The organism is Streptomyces sp. NPDC104381 (assembly GCF_055583745.1).
In genome coordinates this window covers 467701-490792 of record NZ_JBVJNK010000008.1, presented here as the reverse complement: position 1 = coordinate 490792, position 23092 = coordinate 467701, and the positions used below count along the sequence as shown (strand labels likewise).

24 protein-coding genes are annotated in these 23092 nt (G+C 72.6%); 18 read left to right on the top strand and 6 right to left on the bottom strand.

Features of this window, described 5'->3' with window-relative positions; translation table 11 throughout:
- Positions 1-80: 80 nt before the first annotated feature.
- The 8 genes from ACZ607_RS28945 to ACZ607_RS28910 all read left to right on the top strand — a co-directional run bounded on the left by ACZ607_RS28945 (position 81) and on the right by ACZ607_RS28910 (position 7473).
- On the top strand, positions 81-1259 hold the full coding sequence (locus ACZ607_RS28945) for a segregation and condensation protein A (RefSeq protein WP_469739306.1): 1179 nt from the start codon (positions 81-83) through the stop codon (positions 1257-1259).
- Positions 1256-1906 carry an SMC-Scp complex subunit ScpB gene (gene scpB, locus ACZ607_RS28940; protein ID WP_469739304.1) on the top strand — a complete coding sequence of 217 codons (651 nt, stop codon included), beginning with the start codon at positions 1256-1258 and terminating at the stop codon, positions 1904-1906. Before ACZ607_RS28945 ends, scpB begins: the two co-directional genes overlap by 4 nt.
- A complete protein-coding gene (locus ACZ607_RS28935) occupies positions 1906-3063 on the top strand; it encodes a pseudouridine synthase (RefSeq protein WP_469739301.1) in 1158 nt (385 codons plus the stop codon). The genes scpB and ACZ607_RS28935 overlap by 1 nt, the downstream gene beginning before the upstream one ends.
- A 126-nt stretch (positions 3064-3189) precedes the next feature.
- The gene (pnuC, locus tag ACZ607_RS28930; RefSeq protein ID WP_469739298.1) at positions 3190-3843 is read left to right on the top strand and encodes a nicotinamide riboside transporter PnuC; all 654 of its coding nucleotides are present in this window, start codon (positions 3190-3192) and stop codon (positions 3841-3843) included.
- The gene (locus ACZ607_RS28925) at positions 3840-4919 is read left to right on the top strand and encodes an AAA family ATPase (protein WP_469739296.1); all 1080 of its coding nucleotides are present in this window, start codon (positions 3840-3842) and stop codon (positions 4917-4919) included. The genes pnuC and ACZ607_RS28925 overlap by 4 nt, the downstream gene beginning before the upstream one ends.
- A complete protein-coding gene (locus ACZ607_RS28920; protein WP_469739294.1) occupies positions 4916-5659 on the top strand; it encodes an NUDIX hydrolase in 744 nt (247 codons plus the stop codon). Before ACZ607_RS28925 ends, ACZ607_RS28920 begins: the two co-directional genes overlap by 4 nt.
- On the top strand, positions 5656-6678 hold the full coding sequence (locus ACZ607_RS28915; RefSeq protein ID WP_469739293.1) for an ADP-ribosylglycohydrolase family protein: 1023 nt from the start codon (positions 5656-5658) through the stop codon (positions 6676-6678). The genes ACZ607_RS28920 and ACZ607_RS28915 overlap by 4 nt, the downstream gene beginning before the upstream one ends.
- Before the next feature lie 3 nt (positions 6679-6681).
- Positions 6682-7473 (top strand): nucleotidyltransferase domain-containing protein, encoded by a 792-nt coding sequence (locus ACZ607_RS28910; protein ID WP_469739290.1) that lies wholly within the window; start codon positions 6682-6684, stop codon positions 7471-7473.
- A gap of 19 nt (positions 7474-7492) precedes the next feature.
- Here the strand turns inward: ACZ607_RS28910 and ACZ607_RS28905 are convergent, their stop codons facing one another.
- A complete protein-coding gene (locus ACZ607_RS28905; protein ID WP_469739287.1) occupies positions 7493-8059 on the bottom strand; it encodes a helix-turn-helix domain-containing protein in 567 nt (188 codons plus the stop codon).
- Between the two features lie 47 nt (positions 8060-8106).
- On the opposite strand from ACZ607_RS28905, the gene ACZ607_RS28900 reads away from it, so the two are divergent.
- Complete coding sequence (locus ACZ607_RS28900) at positions 8107-9045, top strand: class I SAM-dependent methyltransferase (protein WP_469739284.1); 939 nt, start codon at positions 8107-8109, stop codon at positions 9043-9045.
- A gap of 32 nt (positions 9046-9077) precedes the next feature.
- Here ACZ607_RS28900 and ACZ607_RS28895 read toward each other — a convergent pair whose 3' ends face one another.
- Both ACZ607_RS28895 and ACZ607_RS28890 read right to left on the bottom strand, forming a co-directional pair.
- Complete coding sequence (locus ACZ607_RS28895) at positions 9078-9770, bottom strand: nucleotidyltransferase domain-containing protein (RefSeq protein ID WP_469739282.1); 693 nt, start codon at positions 9768-9770, stop codon at positions 9078-9080.
- Positions 9771-9803: 33 nt separating this feature from the next.
- A complete protein-coding gene (locus ACZ607_RS28890; RefSeq protein WP_469739280.1) occupies positions 9804-10202 on the bottom strand; it encodes a Rieske (2Fe-2S) protein in 399 nt (132 codons plus the stop codon).
- 231 nt (positions 10203-10433) lie between these two features.
- Here ACZ607_RS28890 and aroH point away from each other — a divergent pair, with 231 nt between their 5' ends.
- The 5 genes from aroH (at position 10434) to der (ending at position 14905) form a co-directional block, all read left to right on the top strand.
- Entirely contained in the window at positions 10434-10796 is a 363-nt protein-coding gene (aroH, locus tag ACZ607_RS28885) for a chorismate mutase (RefSeq protein ID WP_469739278.1), read from the top strand.
- Positions 10793-11878, top strand: coding sequence for a prephenate dehydrogenase (locus ACZ607_RS28880; RefSeq protein WP_469739276.1), 1086 nt, complete (start codon positions 10793-10795; stop codon positions 11876-11878). Before aroH ends, ACZ607_RS28880 begins: the two co-directional genes overlap by 4 nt.
- 121 nt (positions 11879-11999) lie before the next feature.
- Positions 12000-12716: a (d)CMP kinase gene (cmk, locus tag ACZ607_RS28875; RefSeq protein WP_469739274.1), complete on the top strand. Its 717-nt coding sequence runs from the start codon at positions 12000-12002 to the stop codon at positions 12714-12716.
- On the top strand, positions 12713-13372 hold the full coding sequence (locus ACZ607_RS28870) for a lysophospholipid acyltransferase family protein (protein WP_469739271.1): 660 nt from the start codon (positions 12713-12715) through the stop codon (positions 13370-13372). The genes cmk and ACZ607_RS28870 overlap by 4 nt, the downstream gene beginning before the upstream one ends.
- Positions 13373-13435: 63 nt before the next feature.
- The gene (gene der / locus ACZ607_RS28865) at positions 13436-14905 is read left to right on the top strand and encodes a ribosome biogenesis GTPase Der (protein WP_469739269.1); all 1470 of its coding nucleotides are present in this window, start codon (positions 13436-13438) and stop codon (positions 14903-14905) included.
- 65 nt (positions 14906-14970) lie between these two features.
- Here the strand turns inward: der and ACZ607_RS28860 are convergent, their stop codons facing one another.
- Together ACZ607_RS28860 and ACZ607_RS28855 are read right to left on the bottom strand one after the other, a co-directional pair.
- Complete coding sequence (locus tag ACZ607_RS28860) at positions 14971-15276, bottom strand: hypothetical protein (protein WP_469739267.1); 306 nt, start codon at positions 15274-15276, stop codon at positions 14971-14973.
- A 137-nt stretch (positions 15277-15413) separates the two neighbouring features.
- Complete coding sequence (locus ACZ607_RS28855; protein WP_469739265.1) at positions 15414-16196, bottom strand: hypothetical protein; 783 nt, start codon at positions 16194-16196, stop codon at positions 15414-15416.
- A gap of 302 nt (positions 16197-16498) precedes the next feature.
- Between ACZ607_RS28855 and ACZ607_RS28850 the strand changes: the two genes are divergently transcribed.
- Together ACZ607_RS28850 and ACZ607_RS28845 are read left to right on the top strand one after the other, a co-directional pair.
- Complete coding sequence (locus ACZ607_RS28850) at positions 16499-17779, top strand: glycosyltransferase family 4 protein (protein ID WP_469739263.1); 1281 nt, start codon at positions 16499-16501, stop codon at positions 17777-17779.
- A gap of 431 nt (positions 17780-18210) precedes the next feature.
- The gene (locus ACZ607_RS28845) at positions 18211-18426 is read left to right on the top strand and encodes an I78 family peptidase inhibitor (protein ID WP_124279509.1); all 216 of its coding nucleotides are present in this window, start codon (positions 18211-18213) and stop codon (positions 18424-18426) included.
- 93 nt (positions 18427-18519) lie between these two features.
- On the opposite strand, the gene ACZ607_RS28840 is transcribed toward ACZ607_RS28845, so the two are convergent.
- On the bottom strand, positions 18520-19554 hold the full coding sequence (locus tag ACZ607_RS28840) for a phosphatase PAP2 family protein (RefSeq protein WP_469739261.1): 1035 nt from the start codon (positions 19552-19554) through the stop codon (positions 18520-18522).
- A 480-nt stretch (positions 19555-20034) separates the two neighbouring features.
- Here ACZ607_RS28840 and ACZ607_RS28835 point away from each other — a divergent pair, with 480 nt between their 5' ends.
- Together ACZ607_RS28835 and ACZ607_RS28830 are read left to right on the top strand one after the other, a co-directional pair.
- Positions 20035-21753, top strand: a complete 1719-nt coding sequence (locus tag ACZ607_RS28835; RefSeq protein ID WP_469739259.1) for an MFS transporter — start codon at positions 20035-20037, stop codon at positions 21751-21753.
- Positions 21754-21844: 91 nt separating this feature from the next.
- Positions 21845-23074, top strand: coding sequence for an acyl-CoA dehydrogenase family protein (locus tag ACZ607_RS28830; protein WP_469739256.1), 1230 nt, complete (start codon positions 21845-21847; stop codon positions 23072-23074).
- Positions 23075-23092 lie beyond the last annotated feature (18 nt).

Genomic DNA, 23092 nt, shown 5'->3' with positions numbered 1-23092 from the left:
CCGGGGGAGGGCCGCCGTACGGACGGCCCCGCCCCGGGGCCCACCGCCCGCCTCCCGCCGCACCCCCTGGACCCCAGTACATGCCGACTGCCGACGACCCGCCCCGTCCGACCCGCCGCGCCCTCGGCCGAGGACCGGGGATACGGCCTGCGGAGGCTCCCTCGGCCCCGGCGGCCCCGGACCAGGGCCCTGCGGCGGCCCCTGCGGCTCCTGCGGCGGCCCCTGTGGCTCCCGCAGCGGCCACGGAGGCCCGTGCGGCCGCTGCGACGCCCTCGGAGGCCGCGACGGAGCCGACGGAGCCCCTGGAGGCCACGACGGAGCCGACGGAGCCCCTGGAGGCCGCGACGGCGCCCACGGAGCCCCTGGAGGCCGTGGTGGCTCCTGCGGCGCCCACGGAGCCCCTGGAGGCTCCGGCACCGTCCGCCGAGGCGCCGGCGGCCCCGGACGGCGACGACCGGCGGTTCACCGTGCGGCTGGTCAACTTCGAGGGCCCCTTCGACCTCCTCCTCCAACTGATCTCCAAGCACAAGCTCGATGTGACCGAGGTCGCGCTGTCGAAGGTCACCGACGAGTTCATGGCGCACATCCGGGCCATGGGCGCGGACTGGGACCTCGACCAGACCACCGAGTTCCTCGTCGTCGCCGCGACCCTCCTCGACCTGAAGGCCGCCCGGCTGCTGCCCACCGCCGAGGTGGAGGACGAGGCGGACCTGGCGCTCCTGGAGGCGCGCGACCTGCTCTTCGCGCGGCTGCTCCAGTACCGCGCGTACAAGAGGATCGCGGAGATCTTCAGCGACCGGCTGGAGTCCGAGTCCCGCCGCCACCCCCGCACCGTGGGCCTCGAACCCCAGCACGCCGAGCTGCTGCCCGAGGTCGTGATCAGCATCGGCCCCGAGGGGTTCGCGCGGCTCGCGGTGAAGGCGATGCAGCCGAAGCCCAAGCCGCAGGTGTACGTCGACCACATCCACGCCCCGCTGGTCAGCGTCCGCGAACAGGCGGAGATCGTGGTGGCGCGGCTGCGGGCGGAGGGCGAGATCAGCTTCCGGGAGCTCACCGAGGACGCGGGGGACACCCTCACGGTCGTCGCCCGCTTCCTGGCGCTCCTGGAGCTCTACCGGGAGAAGGCGGTCGCGCTCGACCAGGAGGAGGCGCTCGGCGACCTCCTGGTGCGCTGGGCCGGCGGTGAGGGGGCCGAACCGGTGGTCACGGACGAGTTCGACCAAGAGGTGCGCGAGCCGGAGGAGGACGTACAGGCATGAGCGGAGACGACGAGGGGCGCGAGGCGACGGTCGCCGGGCTCGACCTCAAGCCCGCGCTGGAGGCGGTCCTCATGGTCGTCGACGAGCCCGCCACCGAGGAACACCTCGCCAAGGTGCTCCAGCGGCCCCGCAGGGCCGTCGCGGACGCGCTGCGGGAGCTGGCCGACGAGTACACCGTCCAGCGCCGTGGATTCGACCTGAGGCTCGTCGCCGGAGGCTGGCGCTTCTACACCCGCCCGGAGTACGCGGAGGCCGTCGAGGGCTTCGTCCTGGACGGCCAGCACGCCCGGCTCACCCAGGCGGCACTGGAGACGCTCGCGGTGGTCGCGTACCGTCAGCCGGTCAGCCGTTCGAGGGTCTCGGCGGTACGCGGGGTGAACTGCGACGGCGTCATGCGGACCCTCCTCCAGAGGGGGCTCGTGGAGGAGGCGGGCGCGGAACCCGAAACAGGTGCGATCCTGTACAGGACGACGAACTACTTTCTGGAGCGCATGGGCCTGCGAGGCCTGGACGAGCTCCCGGAGCTCGCGCCCTTCCTCCCGGAGGCGGACGCGATCGAGGCTGAGACGCTAGAGGGTGTGCCGTCGTTCGATCCGGACGCACCGGACACCCCGGATACTCACGCACACGACAAGACGGATTTTTGATGCGAAGCAGTGGCAGGAACAGCGGAAGCGGCAGCGGCGGCAACAGTGGCGGCCGCAGCGGTGGCGGCGGCCGGAGCGCCAGGAACAACGCCGGCACCGGCAGGAACAGCAACCCGAACCCCCGGGTCTCCGGCTCCGGGCGCGACGACAAGCAGGAGCAGCGCCCCCGCCGGCCCCGTCCCGAGGAGCGCCGCTACGACGTGGGCTCCGACAGGCCCGGCGGCGACGGCGGCCCCCGCAAGGGCCGCGGCGCGGCCGCGCGCGGCGGTGCCAAGGGCGGCCCGAAGCCCGCACAGAACGTGAGCAAGGGCGGCCGGCGCCAGGGTGCGCCCGCCCGCCCCCGTGAGCTCGACGCCAAGATCGAGCAGCGCAACCGCGACCGGTACGCGGAGAAGCCCGAGATCAGGACGCCGAAGACGCACCCCGGCGCCGAGCAGGAGGGCGAGCGTCTGCAGAAGGTCCTCGCCCGGGCCGGCATGGGCTCGCGCCGGGCGTGCGAGGAGCTGATCGAGCAGGCCCGTGTCGAGGTCAACGGCGAGATCGTCCTGGAGCAGGGCAAGCGCGTCGACCCGCAGAAGGACGAGATCAAGGTCGACGGCCTGACCGTCGCGACCCAGTCGTACCTCTTCTTCGCGCTGAACAAGCCCGCCGGCGTGGTCTCCACCATGGGCGACCCGGACGGCCGTCAGAACCTCGGGGACTACGTGAACAACCGCGAGACGCGGCTGTTCCACGTCGGCCGGCTCGACACCGAGACCGAGGGCATCATCCTGCTCACCAACCACGGCGAGCTGGCCCACCGTCTGACGCACCCCAGGTACGGCGTGAAGAAGACCTACCTGGCGGCCGTCCAGGGGCCGCTCCCGCGCGACCTCGGCAAGCGGCTCAAGGACGGCATCGCGCTGGAGGACGGCTACGCCCGCGCCGACCACTTCCGGGTCGTCGAGAACACCGGGAAGAACTACCTGGTCGAGGTCACCCTCCACGAGGGCCGCAAGCACATCGTCCGCCGGATGCTGGCCGAGGCCGGCTTCCCGGTCGAGCGCCTCGTGCGGACGTCCTTCGGGCCGATCCCGCTGGGCGACCAGAAGTCGGGCTGGCTGCGCCGCCTGACCAACACCGAGGTCGGCATGCTCATGCGCGAGGTCGGCCTGTAGCCACCGCGCACCCCGAACGGCCCGCGGCCGGTCCCTCGTTCACTTTTTCGAACGGGACCGGCCGCGGGCCTTTCGCGTCCGCCGTTTCTTCTTTATAGTCATAGTGACCATAAAGAAGGAGGCGGCGTGACGCTCGCGGACGTACTCGATCCCCTGCAACAGCCCCTGGTGACGGTCCTGGACACCCCGGTCAGCTGGACCGAGGTGCTGGGCTTCGGCAGCGGTGCGCTGTGCGTCTGGCTCGTCGCCCGCCAGCACCTCGCCAACTGGCCGATCGGCATCGCGAACAACCTGTTCTTCATCCTGCTGTTCGCCCAGTCCGGTCTGTACGCCGACGCCGGCCTGCAGATCGTCTTCATCTCCCTCGCCGCGTACGGCTGGTGGACCTGGACCCACGGGGGTGGACCAGGGACATCCGTCCTGCCGGTGCGGAGCACCACCCGCACCGAATGGACCTGGCTGCTCGCGGCGGGGGCGGTGGGGACCCTCGGGCTCACCCTGCTGCTGTCCCGGGCCACGGACTCGACCGTGCCGTTCTGGGACGCCCTCACCACCTCGCTGTCGCTCATGGCGACGTACGGGCAGTGCCGCAAGCGCGTCGAGTCCTGGTGGCTGTGGATCGCCGCCGACCTGGTCTACATCCCGCTGTACGCCTACAAGGAGCTCTACCTCACCTCCCTGCTGTACGCCGGTTTCCTCACGCTCTGCCTCGTCGGGCTGCGCCACTGGAACCGCGATCTGGCCGCCGGCCGGCGCGAGGGCGCGGTGGTGCCGGTATGAGGCGCCACGGGCACGGGCTCGTCCTCGGGAAGTTCTATCCGCCGCACGCCGGCCACCACCACCTCGTACGCACCGCGCGGGACCGCTGCGAGAAGCTCACCGTCCTGGTCTGCGCCGCCTCGGTCGAGTCCGTGCCGCTGGCCGACCGGGTCGCCTGGATGCGGGACGCGCACCCCGACGTCCGGGTGGTGGGCGCCGTCGACGACATCCCCATGGACGTCACCGACGCGGCGGTCTGGGACGCCCACATGGACGTCTTCACCGCGGCCGTGCCCGAACGGGTCGACGCCGTCTTCACCTCCGAGGCGTACGGCGGGGAACTGGCCCGCCGCTTCGGCGCGGAGTCCGTCCTCGTCGACCCCGGCCGCACCCTCTTCCCCGTCTCGGGCACCGCCGTCCGCGCCGACCCCGCCGGCTGCTGGGACTACCTGGAGCCGCCCGTACGGGCCGGCCTCGCCCGCCGGGTCGTCGTCCTGGGCGCCGAGTCCACGGGCACCACCACCCTGGCCCTGGCGCTCGCCGAGCACTACCGGCGGCGCGGCGGGATCTGGGCACGCACCGGGTACGTCGCCGAGTACGGGCGGGAGTTCAGCGAGGCGAAGCTCGCCGCCCTGCGCGAGCGGTGGCCGGACGCCCGGTGGGAGGACGTCTCCTTCACCACCGACGACTTCCCCCTCATCGCCGAGACGCAGAACGCCAGGGAGGAGGCCGCCGCACGGACCGGGTCCCCGGTGCTCTTCTGCGACACCGACTCCTTCGCCACCACCGTCTGGCACGAGCGCTACGTCGGCGGCCGCAACCCGCTCGTCGAGAAGACCGCCGACCGGGTCACCCACCACCTCTGGCTGCTCACCGGCCACGAGGGTGTCGCGTTCGAGGACGACGGACTGCGCGACGGGGAGGAGCTGCGACCCTGGATGACCGAACGCTTCCGCGCCGAACTGACCCGTACCGGAAGGCGGTTCGTCGAGATCACCGGCGACCGGACCGAACGCCTCGGGCAGGCGGTCGCCGCCGTGGACGAACTCCTCGCCGACGGGTGGCACTTCACCGCACCCCTGCCGGAGAAACGATGAGCACCGCCCCCGAGGGGTACGACCCCCACGCCTTCGTCCCCTTCGCCGTCACCGTCGACCTCGCCGTCTTCACGGTCCGCGAGGCACGGCTCCACGTCCTGCTCGTGGAGCGCGGCGAGGCCCCCTACAAGGGGCGGTGGGCGCTGCCCGGCGGATTCGTCCTGCCCCGGGAGTCCGCCGAGGAGGCCGCCCGCCGCGAGCTCGCCGAGGAGACCGGCCTCACGAAGAGGTCCGTGTGCTCCTTCCACCTGGAACAGCTGCGCACCTACAGCGACCCGGACCGCGACCCCCGGATGCGAGTCGTCTCCGTCGCGTACGCCGCACTTGTGCCCGACCTCCCGGAACCCCGGGGCGGCGGGGACGCGGCGCACGCGCAGTGGTGGGACGCGGCCTCCACCGGGCCGCTCGCCTTCGATCACGACCGCATCCTGGCCGACGCGCACGACCGGATCGGTGCCCGGCTGGAGTACTCCTGCCTGGCGACCGCCTTCTGTCCCGCCGAGTTCACCCTCGGGGAGCTCCAGGGGGTCTACGAGACCGTCTGGGGCGTCGAGCTCGACCGGCCCAACTTCCGGCGCAAGGTCCTCACCACACCCGGCTTCGTCCAGGCCGTGGACGGACCGCCGCGCCGCACCGGCGGACGGGGAAAACCGGCCGCCCTCTACCGGGCGGGTACCGCCACCGCCCTGCACCCACCACTCCTGCGCCCGGAAGGACGCCCTGAAGGACGGACATCATGATCCCGACACGGATTCTCACCAAACAGGCGGCCACGGGCACGCTGACCGGGCTCGCGCTCGGCGACGCGCTGGGCTTCCCCACCGAGTTCAACGACGTCCCCGCGATCCTCGCGAAGTGCGGGCCCTGGCGCGGGATGCGGCTCCCGGAGCCCGCGTTCGTCACCGACGACACCCAGATGACGCTCGCCCTGGGGCGCGGCATCCGGACCGCCATGGACCAGGGACTCCTCACCCCCGAGCGGATGACGGACCCCGTACGCCAGGAGTTCGTCCGCTGGAACCGCTCACCCGACAACAACCGCGCTCCCGGCCGCACCTGCCTGGAGGCGTGCGCGCTGCTGGAGGGCGACCGGGTCTGGCAGGAGGCCAGCCGTACGGGGTCGAAGGGCTGCGGCGCCAACATGCGTGTCGCACCCGTCGGGCTGGTGCCCGGCCTCAGCGACGAACAGCGTGCCGGGGCCGCCCAGCTCCAGGCCGCCCTGACCCACGGCCACCCCACCGCCCTCGCGGCCTCCGACCTCACGGCCCGCGCGGTGTACCTCCTCGCCCAGGGGGCCGAACCGCTCGGCCTGGTGGGCCAGCTGCGCTCGTACGCGTACGAGAACCGCGGCCGCTACCTCACCCGGTGGCTCGGTGACCTGTGGCGGTACACCCATGACGCCTCGCCGGAGGCGTTCATCGGCCGCGGCTGGGACGAGTGCCTGGCCGCGCTGGGACACGTCCAGGACGCCCTTCTGCGGCCGTCACCCGAGACCGACCCGTGCGAGCGCACCGGGGACGGCTGGATCGCCGAGGAGGCACTCGCCACCGCCCTGCACTGCTTCCTGCTCTTCCCCGAGGAACCCCTGACCGCCCTGCGCCGGGCCGCCTGCACCCGGGGCGACTCCGACTCCATCGCCTGCCTCACGGGCGCATTCGCCGGCGCGCACCTGGGGGCCGGCGCCTGGCCCAAGGAGTGGTCGGAGCGCATCGAGTACCGCAGCGACCTGCTGTCGCTGGCCGCGCTCTGGGACGCTTGATCCATGCCCAGTGACACGACGCTCCTGCGAGAGGCCGGGCTGCCGGTCACCGACCTGACCCCGGTCCTCGGACAGGAGCCCTGCCCGCTGCTGTTCGCCACGGTCTCGGGCGCCCATCTGTACGGCTTCCCCTCACGGGACTCGGACGTGGACCTGCGGGGGGTCCACGTCCTGCCCGCCGAGGACCTCGTCGGCCTCCGGACACCGGAGGAGACCCGGTCACGGATGTGGGACCACGACGGGGTCGAGATGGACCTCGTCACCCACGATCTCCGCAAGTTCGTCCGCCTCATGCTGAAGCCCAACGGCTATGTGCTGGAGCAGCTGTCGTCCCCGCTGGTGGTTCACACCACGGAGCTGCACGCCGAACTCGCCGCGCTGGCACCGGCGGTGGTGACCCGTCATCACGGCCACCACTACCGGGGGTTCGCCGGGACGCAGTGGCGGCTGTTCGGGAGGACCGGCGAACTGAAGCCGCTCCTCTACACGTTCCCCGCCGTGCTCACCGGCATCCACCTGATGCGCTCCGGCACGCTGGTGGCGCATCTGCCGACGCTGCTGGACGAGGTGGCCGCGCCCGGCTACCTGCCCGCGTTGATCCAGGCGAAGGCGGAGGCCGAGCACGGGGCCGCGCGGCTGCCCGACGGCCCGGACGTCACCCGTGACGTCGAGGCGCTCCACGCCGTGCTCGACGAGGCGCAGGCCGCCTCACGGCTCCCGGAGGCCCCGTCGGCCTTCGACGCCCTGCACGACCTCGTCGTCCGCGCGCGGCTGGGGGAGACCCTTCCGTCCTGACGGCCCGCCGGCCGCCCTCTCACCCGCGTTCGCGCAGATGGGAGCGGCGGCCGTCCCGGTCGAAGATGCCGAGGACCTCGGCCGGGCCGCCGACGGCGCCCAGCGCGTGCGGGAGCATCGTGGTGAACTCCGCCGCCTGTCCCTTCTCCACCCGCAGCCGCCGCTCGCCGAGCAGCAGCAACGCCGTGCCGGACAGCACCGTGAACCACTCGCGGCCGGGGTGCGCCTTGAGCGCGGAGGGGCCTTCGGGCGGCGGGCCGGTCAGCCGTATCCGGGCCACGGTGACGCCGGGATCGCCGCGCATCGCCCACTGGGTCAGGCCCCGCGCCAGGTCACGGGTGGGGTTCATGACGACGTCCTCGGCGTCCGTCTCGACGAGCTGGTCGAGCGAGGTGCCCAGCGCCCTGGCGATCACGGTGAGCTGGTCGAGCGCGATCCTGCGGTGACCCGTCTCGATCCTGCTGAGGGTGGAGGGGCTGAGGTGGCAGCGGGCGGCGAGATCGTCGAGCGACCAGCTGTGCGCCGCGCGCAGCGCCCGGATCCGCATGCGCACGAGGCCGTCCAGATCACTTCCTTCTTGCGTCATGGGCAAGACGGTATGCGATGCACGCAAAGATTCGTAGGCTCGGTGGCATGACATCCGCCGCTTCCCACTCCCACGCCGCCACCCCGCACCACCACGGTCCCGGCCACCACCACGAGCACAGCCATGAGCACGGCCACGAGCACGGGCACGCGGACGCCGGCCAGGACGAGGTGCTCGCCCAGGTGCTCGACCTCGACGCCGCGATCGTCGCCCCGTACCTCACCGCGGTGACCGGCCGGATCGCCGGCCTCGCCGGGGACAGCGTCAGCCACGTCGTCGACCTGGGATCGGGCACCGGGGCCGGCACCTTCGCCCTGCTGGAACGCTTCCCCCACGCCCGGGTGACCGCCGTCGACAGCTCTCCCGCGATGCTCGCCCGGCTCGTCGCGGCAGCCCGCGCCAAGGGCCTGGGCGACCGGGTGGACACCCTGGAGACGGACGCGGGCGCCGGACTCGCCGGCATCACGGACGCCGACCTCGTCTGGGCCTCGGCCTCCCTGCACCACGTGGACGACCCGGCCGCCGCCCTCACCGGGGTCCGCACCGCGCTGCGCCCCGGCGGACTGCTGGCCGTCGCCGAGCTGGACGGGCTGCCGCGCTTCCTCCCGGACGACGCGGTGGCCAGCCGGCCCGGCCTCGAAACCCGGTGCCGCGAGGCGCTGGACGGCCTGCACGCCGAGCAGGTGCCGCACCTGGGCGCCGACTGGGGAGCCCTGCTGGGCGCCGCCGGCCTCACCGTCGAGGAGGAGCACACGGAGTCGCTGGAGCTGCGCGCCCCCCTGCCCGCCGGCACCGGTGACTACGCCCACCTCGTGCTCGGCCGCATCCACGGCGCCCTCGACGGCCGGGCGGACCCCGCCGACCTCGCGGCGCTCTCCACCCTGCTCGACGGCGGCCCGGCGGACGTACGGCACCGGGACGACCTGGTCGTCCGCTCGACACGGCAGCTGTGGGTGGCGCGACGCCCCGCGGACACCACCGCCTGAGGGCCGATCCGCCAGGAATCGCAGGACAGCCCTCAGCCGCTCGCCGACGCCCGCCGGGTCCGTACGAGGAAGGCCTCCACCCGTTCCCGGGCGGGCTCCGGGGGCAGCGGGGAGCGGGAGGCGGCCTCGTCGTTCTCCTCGGCCAGGCGCGTCATCCGGCGCTCCACCTCGGCCCACGGGACCTCGCCCCGCTTCACCGCCAGCAGCTCCTCGCGGGCGTCCCCGACCCCGATCCTCAGCTCGCCCGTCCGCAGCAGGTCCCGCCCCGACGTCAGCAGCCGCAGCAGGTGCATGGCGTGCTTCCAGCGCGGAGCGCCGTGCGTCCGGACGTCGGCCTCCAGCTTCCGCCGCTGGCCGAGCGCGTAGCGTACGAACGTCCCGTGCGCCTGCCGGGACAGGAAGGCGCCGCGCAGGCCGATCAGCTCCCGGCCCGTGGCGTCGGCGTGCTCCACGAGCGGGGAGTGCAGGCACTCCAGCACATTCGGGTTCGCCCGCAGGGCCAGCTCGCAGAAGCGCTCCAGCTCCCACGAGAACTGTTCGTCGGCCGGACCCTCGACATGCGTCGGCGGCTTCGTGAAGCCCCAGAACAGCGGGGTGGGAGCGAGGAAGACCCCCCGCCGGTCCGTGTCGCTGTCGTCGGTGGCCAGCCCGAAGGCGCGGGAGCCCATCACACAGGAGTAGACGGTGTGCTCCCGTACGAGCCGCTCGCCATCAGGGGTGATCATGCGCGCGAGGGTACGCGGCCACCGCGTCCTCCGTCAGGCGAGCCGGATGCCGCCGCCCTCCACGGTGATCCGCTCGGCGGGCAGCGGGCGGGTCGCGGGGCCCTGTTCGACCGCCCCGTCCTCGATGGCGAACCGGCTGCCGTGGCACGCGCAGTCGATGGTGCCGTCGGCGACCGAGGACACGATGCAGCCCGCATGGGTGCACACCGCGGAGAAGGCCTTGAACCGCCCGGCGGCCGGCTGGGTCACCACGACCTTCCGGTCCTCGAAGATCTTGCCGCCGCCCACCGGGATCTCCGACGTCCCGGCCAGCTCCGCGCTCCCGGACGCGGGCGGGGAGCTCTCGCCGCCCCCGCCCCCGCCGGACGACCCGCAGCCGGTCACCAGGGTCGCGGCTCCCGCCGACAGGACCGTCCTTCGCCGTGCGTTCATGTCTCTCCTCGCAGGATCGATGCGTCCGGACGAACGAAGGCATCCTGACCCCGCGGGGCGCCCCGGCCGCGCAGACACGGCGGCACGCACGCCCGCCGTGTCCCTGCGTGTCCTTCCGAGCCCCGCCGTGTCCCTCCCGTCGTCTCACGGAGAGAGCACCGATGACCGGCGGCGCCGCCGCACCTCTACGCTGAAAGGGCACGCAGCACGAGCGACGAGGGGTACAACGACGTGGCGGTACGAGCAGTCCGTGGAGCCGTCCAGCTGGACCGGGACGAAGCCGGACACATGGACGAGCGGGTGAGCGAACTCCTCACCGCGGTCCTGGAGCGCAATCAGCTCGTCGCCGACGACCTGATCAGCGTGTGGTTCACGGCCACCCCCGACCTGCACTGCGACTTCCCGGCCGCGGCCGCCCGGGGCCTCGGTATCGTCGACGTACCGCTGATCTGCGCCCAGGAGCTCGACATCACCGGGGCCATGCCCCGCGTGGTCCGCATCCTGGCGCACGTGGAGACGTATCTCTCCAAATCCGAGATCAGCCACGTCTACCTCGGCGCCACCGGCGCCCTCCGCAAGGACATCGCCCAGTGAGAACAGCCCTCGTCATCGGTACCGGCCTGGTCGGCACCTCCGCCGCCCTCGCCCTCGCGGGGCGCGGCGTCCAGGTCCACCTGGCCGACCGCGACCCGTCGTCGGCGCACACCGCCGCCGCCCTCGGCGCCGGCACGGACGAGGTGCCCGACGGACCCGTCGACCTGGCGATCATCGCCGTACCGCCCGCCCACACCGCCTCCGTGCTGGCCACGGCGATGCGTGACGGCGTCGCGCGCGCCTACCTCGACGTCGCCAGCGTCAAGGGCGGCCCGCGCCGTGAGCTGGAGGCCCTGGGCGTCGACCTCACGCCGTACATCGGCACGCACCCCATGGCCGGCAAGGAGCGCTCCGGGCCGCTCGCCGCCACCGCCGACCTCTTCGAGGGCCGCCCCTGGGTCCTCACCCCGACCCGGGAGACCGACACCGAGGTCCTCAACCTCGCCCTGGAGCTGGTCGCGCTCTGCCGGGCCGTCCCCGTCGTCATGGACGCCGACGCCCACGACCGCGCCGTCGCCCTGGTCTCCCACACCCCGCAGCTGATCTCCTCGATGGTCGCCGCCCGGCTGGAGGAGGCCGACGAGACCGCCGTACGCCTGTGCGGCCAGGGAATTCGGGACGTCACCCGCATCGCGGCCTCCGACCCCCGGATGTGGGTGGAGATCCTCTCCGCCAACCCCGGCCCGGTCGCCGACGTGCTGGCGGGCGTCGCCACCGACCTGGAGGACACGGTCCGGGCGCTGCGCGGCCTCCAGTCCGCCGACGAGGACAAGCGCCGCACCGGCACCGAAGGCATCGAGGACGTCCTGCGCCGCGGCAACGCCGGCCGGGTCAGGGTCCCCGGCAAGCACGGGGCCGCCCCCGCGTCGTACGAGATCGTCGCCGTGCTCATCAGCGACCGGCCGGGCGAGCTGGCGAGCATCTTCGCCGACGCCGGACGGGCCGGCGTCAACATCGAGGACGTCCGCATCGAGCACGCCACCGGCCAGCAGGCCGGACTGGTCCAGCTGATGGTCGAGCCCAGCGCCGCACCCGCGCTCGCCGCCGCCCTCGGGGAGCGCGGCTGGTCGATCCGCCCGTAGCGGGCCGGGGGACGGGCCCGGAGACAGGGGTACAAAGGCGCTTCGCGCACTCGGTAACCTTGTGGGGAGGGCGCCCCGGTCTGCCCTGCCCCCGCTCCGCCCGTCCCCGTGTACCAGGAAGGTGTCCACCACCGTGGAAACCGTAAGCGCCGCCGCCCGGACCGCCCCGGCCGCAGTGATCGTCGCCATCGACGGCCCCTCCGGCACCGGCAAGTCGAGCACCTCCAAGGCCGTCGCCGCGCAGCTCGGCCTGAGCTACCTGGACACCGGCGCCCAGTACCGGGCGATCACGTGGTGGATGCTGAACAACGGCATCGACGTGCAGAACCCGGCCGAGATCGCCACGGCCGCCGCCAAGCCGGTCATCCTCTCGGGCACGGACCCCTCCGCCCCGACGATCACCGTCGACGGCGAGGACGCCTCGGGCCCCATCCGCACCCAGGAGGTCACCTCCAAGGTCAGCGCCGTCAGCGCCGTGCCCGAGGTGCGTGCCCTGATCACCGAGCTGCAGCGCTCGATCGCCAAGGAGGCCGAGCGGGGCATCGTCGTCGAGGGCCGTGACATCGGCACCACCGTGCTCCCCGACGCCGACATCAAGATCTTCCTGACCGCCTCCCCTGAGGCGCGCGCCGCCCGCCGCAGCGGTGAGGTCAAGGGATCCGACCTGGCCGCGACCCGGGAGGCGCTGATCAAGCGGGACGCCGCCGACTCGGGCCGCAAGACCTCGCCGCTGGCCAAGGCCGGTGACGCCGTCGAGGTGGACACCACCGACCTGACCCTCACGCAGGTCATCGAGTGCGTCGTCACCCTCGTCGGGGAGAAGCAGGCCGCGAAGTGACCGGAGCCACCACCGCGCCCACGCCGCGCGGAGCGGCCGTCGGGCGCGGGATCGGCATCGGGCTCATGTACGGGCTGTTCAAGCCCCGTGTGCTCGGAGCGTGGCGCGTCCCCACCACCGGACCCGTCATACTCGCGGTGAACCACGCGCACAATCTCGACGGACCGATGCTGATGGGCACCGCGCCCCGGCCCGTCCACTTCCTGATCAAGAAAGAGGCGTTCGTCGGCCCCCTCGACCCGTTCCTGCGCGGAATCGGGCAGCTGAAGGTGGACCGTACGACCGTCGACCGCAACGCCATCACGCAGGCACTCGGCGTGCTGGACGACGGCGGCGTCCTCGGGATATTCCCCGAGGGCACCAGGGGCGAGGGCGACTTCGCCTCCCTGCGTGCGGGGCTCGCGTACTTCGCGGTGCGCGGCGGGGCGCCGATCGTGCCCGTCGCGGTCCTGGGAAGCACGGAGCGCCGCGGACGGTTGATATCGGCACTGCCGCCGCTGCGCAGCAGGGTCGACGTCGTCTTCGGTGACGCCTTCCAGGCCGGCGACGGCAGTGGGCGGCGCACCAGAAAAGCGCTGGACGAGGCGACCTTGCGGATCCAGGGTGAGCTGACCGCCCACCTGAAGAACGCCAGGCGCCTCACCGGACGCCTGTGACACGTGAGTAGTGGGCCGCGCGATCGTGGCCCATCGATGATGATGCAAAGAGGAACGGACTTCATGAACGACCAGATTCACTCCGACGGCTCGGACCACGAGCACGGAGCACTTGGCGATGCCGAGTACGCGGAGTTCATGGAGCTCGCCGCGCAGGAGGGGTTCGACCCCGAGGAGGTCGAGGGCGCGATCGGTGAGGCCGGTCACGGACCGCTTCCCGTGCTCGCCGTCGTCGGCCGCCCGAACGTCGGCAAGTCGACCCTGGTGAACCGGATCATCGGCCGCCGCGAGGCCGTCGTCCAGGACAAGCCCGGCGTCACCCGTGACCGCGTCAGCTACGAGGCCGAGTGGGCGGGCCGCCGCTTCAAGGTCGTCGACACCGGCGGCTGGGAGCAGGACGTGCTGGGCCTCGACGCCTCCGTCGCCGCCCAGGCCGAGTACGCCATCGAGACCGCCGACGCGGTGGTCTTCGTGGTCGACGCCACCGTCGGCGCCACCGACACCGACGAGGCCGTCGTCAAGCTGCTGCGCCGCGCGGGCAAGCCCGTGGTCCTGTGCGCCAACAAGGTCGACGGGCAGAGCGGCGAGGCCGACGCCACCGCGCTCTGGTCGCTGGGCCTCGGCGAGCCGCACCCCGTCTCCTCGCTGCACGGCCGTGGCACCGGCGACATGCTGGACGCGGTCCTGGAGGCCCTGCCCGAGGCCCCGGCGCAGACCTTCGGCACCGCGCTCGGCGGCCCGCGCCGCATCGCGCTCATCGGCCGCCCGAACGTCGGCAAGTCCTCCCTGCTGAACAAGGTCGCCGGTGAGGACCGCGTCGTCGTCAACGCCCTGGCGGGCACCACCCGCGACCCGGTCGACGAGCTGATCCAGCTCGGCGGGACCACCTGGAAGTTCATCGACACGGCGGGCATCCGGCGCAAGGTCCACCTCCAGGAGGGCGCGGACTACTACGCCTCGCTGCGTACCGCGGCCGCCGTCGAGAAGGCCGAGGTCGCCGTCATCCTGATCGACTCCAGCGAGTCGATCAGCGTGCAGGACCAGCGCATCGTGACGATGGCGGTGGAGGCGGGCCGTGCCGTCGTCGTCGCCTTCAACAAGTGGGACACGCTCGACGAGGAGCGCCGCTACTACCTCGAGCGCGAGATCGAGACGGAGCTCGCCCAGGTGGCCTGGGCCCCGCGCGTCAACGTCTCGGCCGTCACCGGCCGGCACATGGAGAAGCTGGTCCCCGCGATCGAGACCGCGATCGAGGGCTGGGAGACCCGCGTCCCCACCGGCCGGCTGAACGCCTTCCTCGGCGAGATCGTCGCCTCCCACCCGCACCCGGTGCGCGGCGGCAAGCAGCCCCGCATCCTCTTCGGCACCCAGGCGGGCACCAAGCCGCCGCGGTTCGTCCTCTTCGCGTCCGGCTTCCTGGAGCACGGCTACCGCCGCTTCGTCGAGCGCCGTCTGCGCGAGGAGTTCGGCTTCGAGGGCACGCCGCTGCACATCTCCGTGCGGGTGCGCGAGAAGCGCGGCCGCAAGAAGTGACCCGGTGACACGGCGAAGCCCCGGACCATCCGCGTGAGCGGGGGTCCGGGGCTTCGCCGTGTCCCTCAGGCGTCCGTGGAGCCGGGCGGCAGGGCCGCGGGCCTGGCCCGGCCCGCGTGCCGCCCGACCCGCTGCCAGGAGCCGGGGTTGCCGCCGCCCGCGCTGTGACTCCCCTGGGCGTTCGCCGTCGTACGGCTGCCCAGTGGTGCACGGCTGCCGAACGTCCCGATGCCGAACGTTCTGAAGCCGAGATTCTCCTCACCGGTGCGGTCCCCGGGAAGCGCCCGGAACGATCGCCTGTACTCGGAGTACAGCGCGTCGTAGATCGGGGTGGGGGACTTACCGCCCGAGGGCTCCTGCGACGGGCGCATGGCCGGGATCGGGGTCTGCTGCTGGCGAGGAGGGTCGTATGAGTGCACGTAGGTGCCAACGACCTCACCGCCCGTCGGATGCGGGCCCGACGGAGAAAACGCAGTCCGGCGGGGAGCGGAGGGCAGCGGCGGCACGGTCAGGTCCCGGCGAGCGGCATCGTCGCGGCGACCAGGAGACCGTTGACCGCGGCCTTGTCCAGCGCGTCACGGAGCAGGTCCTCACGCGGCTGCTGGCCGATGGAACCGGCCGGGGCGGCGAAGACCAGCACGCTCTGCGCCTTGTTGGCGGCCGTCCGCCAGCCCTCGGTGACCTGGAGCGGCTGGTGCGCCTGCCACCAGGCGACCGGACTGCCGCCGCCGGCGCCCGGCTGGAGCACCGCGTGCAGCTGGCCCATGGCGAGGAGGACCGACCAGCCGGGGAGGACGCCGGGAAGCCGGTTCAGATGGGGCGTGGGCTGGAAACCCTGCTCCAGCAGCAGCTGGAGGAACTGGTCGCCGCCGCTGCCGTCCGTGCCGGGCCGGGCGATCGGCCCGGTCGGTTCGACGACCAGGGCCGGGCGGAGGTCGTCCTCGATCAGGACGAGACCGCTGGTGATGCCGAGGACGGCCTGTTCGGGCATGAGGCCCTCCGGATTCTGTGGCTCGCTGCCGGTGATGGACCGCACGGCGCCCTGGAGCTGGTCCTCCGCGACCTGGACGACCTGCGAGGGGATGCAGGTCGCGTGGGCGAAGGCGAGCACGGCGGTCTCGTCGCCCACGAACAGCACCGTGCTGGTGCGCTCCTGGTCGGAATCGCCGGGGGTGCGGCATGAGGTGCAGTCGTAACTGCCTGGGGCACTGTCGCCGACGAGCAGCCGGTCGGCTTCGGCATCGCCGATCTCGGCGCGTACGTCCTCGCTGACGTCGAGCATGCGCGGCACGGGTGGCTCCTCGAACTCGGTGCGTGGGCCGGGTGGTTCCCGGCTCATGAAGAGACAACGGAAGACCCGGGGCCGGAGTCACGCGCGAATGCGGGGGATTAGGAGCCGGAGCCGGCGGACCGAGGGAGCGGGCGGATCGCGCATACGATCCGGAACCGAACATTCCGCGTAAGTGTCCCTGGAGCACGTATTCCCGTTCGAAGTGTCACGGGTCTGTACGACTCCTGTGCGAATGCTGTGGCAGGACATGACGCAACGTAAGGTCCGTTGCAGACCAGTCGAACAGGGGAAACGACTACGTAATGCACATTTCATTTCTGCTCCACAACGCGTACGGCATCGGGGGAACGATCCGTACGACCTTCACGCTCGCCGGGACGCTGGCCGAGCAGCACGACGTCGAGATCGTCTCCGTCTTCCGTCACCGCGACGACCCGAAGCTCGGGGCGCCCGCCGGTGTGCGGATGAGTCATCTCGTCGACCTGCGCAAGTCGAGCCCGGAGTACGAGGGATCCTCCGCCGAACATGCCAGGCCCGCCTCCGTCTTCCCGCGTGGCGACACCAGGCACCGGCAGTACAGCAGGCTCACCGACAGCCGCATCGCGGCCCATCTGGGCGCGCTGGAGGCCGATGTCGTCGTCGGCACGCGCCCCGGTCTCAACGTCCACATCAGCCGTCAGACGCGGCGCGGACCGGTGCGCGTGGGCCAGGAGCACCTCACGCTGGAGAGCCACGGCTACCGGCTCCGCCGCGAGATAAGCCACCGGTACGCGCAGCTCGACGCCGTCACGACCGTCACCGAGGCCGACGCCCGGGACTACCGCACCGGTCTGCGGCTGCCCGGCGTGCGGATCGAGGCCATCCCGAACAGCGTGCCCGAGCCCGCGGGCCCGCCCGCCGACTGCGACGCCAAGTGGATCGTGGCGGCGGGCCGGCTGCACCGCGTGAAGCGCTACGACGTCCTGATCCGGGCCTTCGCCGAGATCGCGGCGGCCCGCCCGGAGTGGCGGCTGCGGATCTACGGCGCCGGGGACGCCTCCGGCAACGAGCAGCAGCCCCTGCGCGCGCTCGTCGACGAGCTGGGGCTGCGGGAGCGGGTGTTCCTCATGGGCTCCGCCGACCCGATGGAGGAGGAGTGGCCCAAGAGTTCCATCGCCGCCGTCACCTCCGAGCGGGAGTCGTTCGGCATGACCATCGTGGAGGCGATGCGCTGCGGGGTGCCGGTCGTGGCGACCGACTGCCCGCACGGCCCCGCCGAGATCATCGACGACGGCGTGGACGGCCGGCTGGTGCCGCTGGGGGACACCGGCGCCTTCGCCAAGGCCCTGCTCGGCCTGATCGACGACGACGGCCTGCGCCACCGGATGGGCCGGGCGGCACGGGCCTCCGCCACGCGCTTCGACCCCGCGCCGATCGCGGAGCGGCACGAGAAGCTCTTCGCCGAGCTGGCCGCGCGGGGCGGGGGAGCGGGATCGCAGGGCCTTCTGCGCGGCGCCTACCACCGGTCCAGGGGCACCGTCCTGGACGGGGCGTACGCGCTGCGTTACAAGGCGGCCGGGGTGATCCGCCGAGGGCGGGCCTGAGCCGGAGCGGCACCCGGACGCCGTGCGGGCTGCCGGATGCCGCACCCGGACCGTCGTATTCCGGATGGGTGCGGAGCCCCCGGGGGTCCTTCGCCAGGAGGCCCCCGGGGCGCGGGCGCGGGAAAAGTAAGGCACGCATAAGGGCGAGTGAATTCGAGGTGGCGCGCCCGTATATTCCGCTTTTCCGCAGGCTCCGGAAATGTGGTCACGTGGTGTATCCGGCGTCCGTGCTTTACTCCGGCGGGCGCTTCCCGGCGCATTCACCGGGGGTCATTCAATTCGGACGGTATGCCGTCCGGGTGAAGCGGTCCTCCGTACACGCGCGTGGGGATCCTGTGACACAAGCGTGACAGCGGAGGTGCGGGGGATGCGTCGCGGCCCGTGACCGCGACCGCTTCCGCCACGGCGCGGGGCGGCCTACGGTGAGGGGTATGGCACCTGTACCGACCCCACCCGCCCAGCCGGACGACACCCCCGAGTCCTACGTCGGCCTCGACGCCGACGCCGCCGAACGGCAGGCCAGAGCGCGAGGCTGGAGCACGGTCCGGGCTCTTCCGCCGGGCACCGTCATCACCATGGAGTTCCGCGGCGGCCGCATCAACTTCGAGGTGGACGCCTCGACCGTGACCCGCTGCTGGGTCGGCTGACCGGCCCCGACGAACGAAGGCCCGGACGAACGAAGGCCCCGACGCGAGTCGGGGCCTTCTCCGTGGTGTGGGCCGTGCGCGCGCCCCGGCGGGTCAGGGGGCGACCGGACCGCCCGCCACCGGCCGGGACGGGCCGGCGCTGGTCCTCGGGGAGCGGTCCGCGTGCGGCGGCCGGCGCGAACCGGCCGGGGCCGGCGGCGTCCGTTCCGGGCGCCCGGGGTGGGCCAGGTGCGTCCTGGCCCTGGCGGCCGCACCGGGATGACCGGCGGCCCCGGGCGCCTGGCCCGTGCTCGCGGCCTCCTGGACGCCTTCCGCGGCCGTCCCGCCGCCCAGCGCCTGCGGCAGCAGGACCGGCTCAGGGGTCACGGGAGCCGGCGGAACCGGCTCCCGGAGGCCACGGCGGTTACGCCACCGCTCCCGCACCGAGAGGATCCAGACCTCCGTGCGCGTGATCAGCGGCTCGAACCAGGGCAGGGCGAGCAGGATGAGCAGACCGGCCGCCCAGCCCAGCAGCACATCGCTGAGCCAGTGGGTGCCGATGTACACGGTGGTGAGTCCCACGCCCAGGGAGACGAAGGCCGACACGGCCGACAGATAGCGCCTGGCCCGTGGCGTGGTGGCCAGGTAGGCGAGGATTCCCCAGGTCACGACGGCGTTGGCGGTGTGACCCGAGGGAAATATATCGCCGCCGGCGAAGAGCTCCGCCGAGCCGATCTGGGTGGCGTAGTGCGGGCCGAGCCGCCCCAGCCCGAGCTTGACCGCGCCCACCGACAGGTTGAGCAGCAGCAGGGAGGCGCCCAGCGTGAGCAGCGGGCGCAGCGTGTGCTGGCGCCACGAGCGCCAGCCGAGCCAGGAGGCGACCATCACGGCCGTGGGGCCACGCTGGCCGAGCACGACGTAGTAGTCGAGGAAGGCGTGGAGCTCCGGCCACTGCTGGTAGGGCCGGAACAGCATGACCTTCCAGTCGAGGGCCACCAGCCAGGACGAGACCAGCACGGCGACGACGATGGCGAGATAGAACGCCAAAGTCCCGCCGAAGAGAGCGATGCGGTGACGGCTCATCCGCGGGGTCTCTATCTTCGGCGGTTCCGGCTCCCGGTCCAGACGGGCAAAGATGTCGGTACGCACGCAATGGACGTTACAGCGAGTGAGTGTGTGATCCGGCCGATCCCGCGTCTTTGTGATGACGATGTGATGTGGACTTTGTCTCAGACCGGTATCCATTCCCCGCGTCCCGGGGAATGGTTTCGGGCCGTCCCCTATTACTTCCGGGCCCTATTCGTAGAAATGTTTGGGGGTCGATGAAATGGACCGGCGTCACCGTGACCAGGTGGGCGCTGCTCCATTCGGGTGAGCCGCCGGGTGCGGCCGGGCCGCGCCGCCGGAGCCCCGGCGCGACACCCCGGCGTCACCCCGCGTGCAGGGTCCGGAGTGGTGTACGCCACACCCGGTGGCCGGTGAACGTATGAGCTGCACCACGCGTGACCACCTGGAACTCGCGTACGCTGACGGCTCACTCGCCCATCGATGCCGGGCCCGGGGGACGCCGTGAGCCGGACCCCCAGTGGGTCTGCCGAGCGCGAGGGACTCATTGTGGGAGGTACGTACATGACCGGGACGTCCACGGCCGTGAGCAGGCTGCGCGCAGCGGCCGACGGTGCCAACCGCTGGGTCGTCCTGGTCGTCCTCTGCCTCAGCCTGCTGCTCGTCGCGCTCGACGCGACCGTGCTGCACGTGGCCGTACCCGCCGTCACCGAGGACCTGCGCCCCAGCGCCGTCGGCCTGCTGTGGATCGTGGACGCCTACCCGCTGGTCTGTGCCTCGCTGCTGATCCTCTTCGGCACGCTCGGTGACCGGATCGGCAGACGGCGCGTCCTCCTCCTCGGTTACGCGCTCTTCGGCCTCGCCTCCGCGCTCGCCGCGACGGCCGGGTCACCCGGAGTGCTGATCGCGGCGCGTGCCCTGCTCGGCGTGGGCGGCGCGATGATCATGCCGGCCACGCTGTCGATACTCCGCCAGGTCTTCCCCGACCGCCGGGAGCGGGCCCTGGCCATCGGCATATGGACCGCGGTCGCCGCGGTCGGCGCCGCGACCGGTCCCGTCATCGGCGGCTTCCTGGTCGAGCACTACTGGTGGGGCTCCGTCTTCCTGATCAACATCCCGCTGATGGCGCTCATCCTCCCGGTCGGCCGCTGGCTGCTGCCCGAGTCGCGCGGTGAGGACGACGGCCCCTGGGACGTGCTCGGCGCGCTGATGGCCGCGGGGGGCGTGCTCGGGGTCGTCCTCGGGATCAAGCGGATCGGCGGCGGCGAGGGAGTGCTGAACCCCGCCACCCTCGTGCCGCTGTTCGCCGGCGCCGCGCTGCTCGTCCTCTTCGTACGCAGGCAGAAGCGGCGTACGCATCCGCTCATCGACATCGCGATGTTCTCCCGGCCCGCCTTCACCACCGCGGTCGGCTGCATCGTGCTCGCCATGCTGGCCCTGGTCGGCCTGGAGCTGATCGCGGTCCAGTACCTCCAGCTGGTCCTGGACCTGAGTCCGCTGGAGACCGGCCTGCGGCTGCTGCCGCTGACCTTCGCCGCCATGGCCGCGGGCGCCACCGGCTCGTACACCCTGAGCCGGATCGGTCCCCGGCGGATGGTCGGCTGGGGCTTCGTGCTCACGGCGGCCTCGGTGCTCCTGCTGACGCTGATGGGCCAGCACGACCGGCCCGTGCTGCTGACCGCCGGCTTCGTGCTGCTGGGCTTCGGGCTCCAGTCCACGCTCTTCGGGGCGTACGAGTCGATGCTGAGCGAGGCCCCGGCCGAGCGGGCCGGCGGCGCGGCCGCGATCGGCGAGACCTCGTACCAGCTCGGCGCGGGCATGGGGATCGCGCTGCTCGGCAGCGTCATGAACGCGGCCTACGCCCCGGGGCTCTCCCGGCTCCACGAGGAGGGCGTGCCCGCCGCCGCGGGTTCGGCCGCCTCGCACTCGCTGGGCGAGGCCTACCAGGTGGCCGGCCGGCTGGGCGGGCCCACGGGCGACCTGCTGCGGAACACGGCCCGCCACGCCTTCGTCGACGGTCTGCACATCACGCTGCTGGTCAGCGCGGGCCTCCTGCTGCTCGGAGCGCTCGCCGCGCTGCGTCTTCCGCGCGTCATGGACTGTCCCCCGGCGAAGGGGGCCTGCCACGAGCAGGAAGCCGCCCTCCCGGAGCAGTCCACCAGGCCCACGCCGCCCGGTGAGCCCCGCCGGCTCCCGTCGCCGGCAGCTCCGGCGCGCCGGGCCGCCCTTCCCGCGCGGCGCGAACCCGCCGAGGCCACGGGCTCTGGACGATCAGCACGCTGAGCCGTAACGTCGGCGGGGCGCCGTAACTACCACTGCTAGTTTTTAGTACCGTGGCGCGTTCTCTGTACCGTGCGAGCCGCCGGAGGCACTCATGTCCACCACCGAGTCCGCGAAGCCGTCAGACCCCCCGAGGAGCCGGCCGTTCGACCCCGGCGATCCGCTCGGCATCGACGACCTCCTCGACCCCGAGGACCTCGCGATCCGCGACACCGTGCGCACCTGGGCCGCCGACCGGGTCCTTCCGCACATCTCCGAGTGGTACGAGAACGGCGAGCTCCCCGGCATCCGCGAGCTCGCCCGCGAGCTGGGCTCGCTCGGCGCCCTGGGCATGTCCCTCCAGGGATACGGCTGCGCCGGGGCGAGCGCCGTCCAGTACGGCCTGGCCTGTCTGGAGCTGGAGGCCGCCGACTCCGGCATCCGCTCCCTGGTCTCCGTCCAGGGCTCCCTCGCCATGTACGCCATCCACCGCTTCGGATCCGAGGAGCAGAAGCAGCGCTGGCTGCCCGGTATGGCGGCCGGCGAGACCATCGGCTGCTTCGGCCTCACCGAGCCCGACCACGGCTCGGACCCCGCCGGGATGCGGACGTACGCCGAGCGGGACGGCGACGACTGGGTCCTCACCGGCCGGAAGATGTGGATCACCAACGGCTCGGTCGCCGGGGTCGCCGTCGTATGGGCGCAGACCGACCAGGCGGGCGGCGGCTCGGGAATCCGCGGCTTCGTCGTGCCGACGGACAGCCCCGGCTTCTCCGCGCCCGAGATCAGGCACAAGTGGTCGCTGCGCGCCTCGGTCACCAGCGAACTGGTCCTGGACGGCGTGCGGCTGCCCGCCGACGCGGTCCTGCCCGGGGCCACCGGGCTGCGCGGCCCGCTCAGCTGCCTCAGCCACGCCCGCTACGGAATCGTCTGGGGGGCCATGGGCGCCGCGCGCGCCAGTTTCGAGGCGGCTCTCGACTACGCGAAGTCCCGTGAGCAGTTCGGCAGGCCCATCGGCGGATTCCAGCTCACCCAGGCCAAGCTCGCGGACATGGCCCTGGAACTCCACAAGGGCATCCTGCTCGCCCACCACCTGGGCCGCCGGATGGACGCCGGCCGGATCCGCCCCGAGCAGGTCAGCTTCGGCAAGCTGAACAACGTGCGGGAGGCGATCGAGATCTGCCGCACGTCACGTACGATCCTCGGCGCCAACGGGGTCTCGCTGGAGTACCCCGTGATGCGGCACGCGACGAACCTGGAGTCGGTGCTCACCTACGAGGGCACCGTGGAGATGCACCAGCTGGTGCTCGGCAAGGCGCTCACCGGTCTGGACGCTTTCCGTTAGGGCTTCCGGCGAGCGCCC